The organism is Hymenobacter sp. ISL-91, from assembly GCF_018613725.1.
GTDB lineage: Bacteria > Bacteroidota > Bacteroidia > Cytophagales > Hymenobacteraceae > Hymenobacter.
Genome location: NZ_JAGGPS010000001.1, coordinates 1 through 3,812, shown reverse-complemented (window position 1 = coordinate 3,812; position 3,812 = coordinate 1). Strand labels below are relative to the sequence as shown.

The window sequence follows — 3,812 nt, the reverse complement described above, 5'->3', positions numbered from 1 at the left end:
GCTAGTCCCCCCTCTCCTTTTCGGAGAGGGGGCTAGGGGGTGAGGCGCTACGTCAGCAGCGCCTGCCCGGCCGCCAGCAGCGCCCGCACCTCATCATCTGACTGGCCTTCGGCGTAGAGGCGCATCAACGGCTCGGTTTCGGAGGCGCGCAGCAGCAGCCAGCGGGTGTCGCCGTGCAGCCGCAGCTTCAGGCCGTTCACGATGCCGCGGCTGCTATAGAAAGCGGCGGTGTCTTCCACGGGCCAGCCGGCCAGTGCGGCGGGCGGGGCGGCGTGCAGGGCGGGCAGCTTGGCAGGGCGGTCGGGGTGGTGGTACTCCTGGTCGATGCGGTCGTAGTAGATGGGGCCGAACTGCCGGCGCTTGGCCTGCACCAGTTCGCCCAAGGTACGGTAGCCCGAGCGGGCCAGCATTTCGAGTACCAGCAGCCCCGACAGCAGCCCGTCGCGCTCGGGCAGGTGGCCTTTGAGGCCGTAGCCGCCGCTTTCTTCGGCCCCGAAGGCTACGTCGTGGGCCAGCATGGCTTCGCAGATGTACTTGAAGCCCACCTGCACATCGTGGATGCGGCGGCCGGGGGCGGCTAACAGTCGCAGCTTGTCGGTTACCGATGACGTTTTCACCAGGTCGCCGGCCAGGCCCTTGTCGTTCACCACGAAATCGGCCAGCAGCAGAATGGTTTCTTGGGCGCTGAGCCACTGACCGGTTTCGAGCAGCACGCCCAGGCGGTCGGCGTCGCCGTCGGTGGCCAGGCCCAGGGCGTAGCGGCCGGGTTGGGCCGCCAGCGCATCGCGCAGGGGCATCAGGTTCTTTTCGATGGGCTCGGCCGCCCGGCCCCCAAAATCGGGGCGGGCGTCGCCGGCCAGCGTGTCGGCGGGGCAGCCGTGGGCGCGCAGCAGCTGCTGGAGCAGGCGCTGGCCGGCTCCGTGCATGGAGTCAATCAACACCGGCAGCTGGGCCCGCCGGATGGCGTCCATGTCCACCAACGAAGCCAGCTGGGCCAGGTAGGGCGCCGCCAGGTCGGTTTCGGGCACGTGTTCGGCGCGCGGGGCCGGGGCCGCCGGGCCGTCGAGCAGTTGCTCGACGCGGTGCGTTTCCTCGGTGAGAAATGGCCCGCCGTAGCTGGCCTTAAACTTGAGGCCGTTGTACTCGGCCGGGTTGTGCGAGGCCGTCACCATCACTCCCACTCGCAGGCCCCGGCTCCGCACGGCGTAAGCCAGTGCGGGCGTCGTCACGATACCGTCGGCCAGCTGCACCGCTACGCCGCGGCCGGCCAGGATTTCGGCCAGCAGCCGGCCAAACTCGGCCGACTGGCGGCGGCCGTCGTAGCCCACGGCGGCGGTGGGCGGGCCGGGCTGCTGGTGCAGGTACTCGGCCAGGGCGGCGGCCACGCGGGCCACGTTGGCGGCCGTCATTTCCGTATCAAGTAGGCCGCGCCAGCCATCGGTCCCGAAGATGATGGGCGTAGCGGGCGGTTGCTGATTAGCAGTTGCGGGGTAGTCGGCACTCATTTTTTCTCGGCGGCAATTACCACTACCTCATCGGTGGGCAGCAGCTTGTGTAGTTCAATATCCACGAGGGCCATAATCTGGGACTCCTGAATCAGGCCCGTCAAATCCACCACGCGGGCGTCGGTGAGCAGGAATATATCGGGCACCAGGGCCCCGGCGTCGCCGAAGCTGGTCAGCTCCTCCACCAGCCCACGGATAGTGTTTTTCACGCCGCTGCTCGAACCGGTAGCCACTAGGCAGTCGGCCAGCTGGAGCCGGATGGTGCCCTCCTGGTCGATGACGCGCAACGCCTGGCGCTGCTGGCGCACGAGGCCCAGCCAGGCGCGGTGCTCGTGGCGGTGGGCCACGGCCCGCAGCGCCCGGGTGCGCCCGGCCACCGTCAGGGCCGCCGGTTCGCACTTCAGCGACTGGGCACAGCGGGCCAGTAAATCGGCTTCACTGAGCGTTTCGCCGCTGGTTTCGCGGGCCCGCAGCTCGCTGGCGCCCATGGCCGTGGCAACTACTTTTTTGTTTTTGCTGTCGATTTCGATGGTCACCTCCACCGTGTCGGGCTCGGCGCCCATGCTCACCACCGAGGCCACCGCCCGCTGGCGCAAGGCCAGCAAATCGGCTTCGGTAGGATTAAGAATATTGCGCTCCACCGAATCCCGAATCATGGCCAGCGCCGCCCCAATGGCCGAAATCACCTCGCCGTTGTGGGTAATGGTGTGCTCGACGCCCAGTGCCCGGGCCGCGAAGGGCACGATGGCCGAGGCCCCGCCCCCGCCGCCCACGAACTGAATCAGGGCCGGGTCGAGCTTGTACTCGCGGCTAAGCTGGCGGATGACGGGCCGGATTTTTTCGGCCGTCAGGCTCAGCAGCTCGGTGGCCAGCTCGTGGGGCGGGCGTTGCAAAGCAGTACCCAGGGCCGCAAAACCGCTTGCCACGGCCGCCTGGTTGGCTTGGCCGTGGCCCAAATCATGCACCAGCCCCAGCAGGTTGGAGGCGCAGGTGGGCGTGAGCGTGTATTCGGGCCGGTCGTCCTGGCGGCGCTGCAGGGCCAGGTAGTCGGTGGGGTCGCCGGGTAGGGGCTGCACGGCCCGGGTTTGCAGGCCCGCAAAGTCGGAATTGTCGGCAAAGGCCACGTAGTGCAGGCGGGCAATGTGGGCGCTGCGCGGGCCCACATCGACAAACCTGCTGCCCTGCAAACGCGGCACCGAGCCGCCGGCCACCCCAAGCGTGCGCACGTCGAGCGTGTTCAGGTACAGCCGGTTGCCACCAATCTGGGCCGTTTTTATCTGGGCCTTGCCGTTTTTGATGACGGAAATATCGGTGCTCGTGCCGCCTACTTCCAGGAAAATACCGTCGGAGATGCGTGCGTACATCAGCGCCGCCGCCACGCCCGCCGCCGGGCCCGACAGCATCGTCAGGATGGGGCGCTTGCGCATCTCGTTGATGTCCATGATGCCGCCGTCAGAGCGCATAATCATCAGCGGCACCGTCATGCCGGCCTGCCGGATGCTGGCCTCGGTCATGTTGGCCGTGTCCAGCATTTTGGGCATCATGCTGGCGTTGATGACGGCCGTGCGGGTGCGCACGCGCAGGCCGTAGAGCTGAGAGATGCTGCTGGCGGCGGTGGCCAGCAAGCCCATTTCGGTCGCCACGCGGGCTACGGTTTCCTCGTTTTCGGGGTTATCGACCCCAAACGCCTCGGAGGCCACAATCACCTGGGCACCCTCGGCCAGCAGCTCCTCAATGGCGGCGCGGGCCTGGGCCTCGCTCACGGGCTGGCGGGTGTCGAGGAAGCGGAAGCGGGTGGGCAGCAGCTTGCCGGGGGCCAGCTGCACGTGGCGCAGGTTGGTTTCGCCCTTGGCCCGGCGGCCCTCCAGCCCGCTGCCCATGCCCACTATGCCCACCGTGGCCACGTCGCCCTCCAGCAGCGCGTTGGTGGCCTGGGTGGTCGAGTGGGCAATCAGGATAACCTCAGCCGGGTCGATGCGGGCGGCTTCGAGCAGCACCTGCATCGATTCGACGACGCCGCGGGCCACGCCCTCGGCGGCCTGGTGGGTGGTGGGCACGCAGGCCTTGCCCACCACTTGCAGGCCGTTCACATCCAGGGCCACAGCGTGCGTGAAGGTGCCGCCTACGTCAATTCCGATTTTAATTTTGCGCATACTGCTGGCAGGTGGCGAGCGGCCCCGCCGGGAACCGCTCACTGTAATGACCCGTTTTTGGGGTTGGGCCCTTAAGTGGGGGTGGATTGGGGCTTAAGTTCCCGCATGTCGCCCTCCGCGTGCGCCTCACCCCCCCGGCCCCCTCTCCGAAAAA

At 67.8% G+C, this 3,812-nt stretch carries 2 protein-coding genes; both read right to left on the bottom strand.

Annotation, left to right across the window (positions count from 1 at the left end):
• Positions 1 to 47 precede the first annotated feature (47 nt).
• Positions 48 to 1,505, bottom strand: coding sequence for a hypothetical protein (locus J7E24_RS00010; protein ID WP_215133848.1), 1,458 nt, complete (start codon positions 1,503 to 1,505; stop codon positions 48 to 50).
• Positions 1,502 to 3,658: a hydantoinase/oxoprolinase family protein gene (locus tag J7E24_RS00005; RefSeq protein WP_215133847.1), complete on the bottom strand. Its 2,157-nt coding sequence runs from the start codon at positions 3,656 to 3,658 to the stop codon at positions 1,502 to 1,504. The genes J7E24_RS00010 and J7E24_RS00005 overlap by 4 nt, the downstream gene beginning before the upstream one ends.
• Between the last annotated feature and the right edge of the window lie 154 nt (positions 3,659 to 3,812).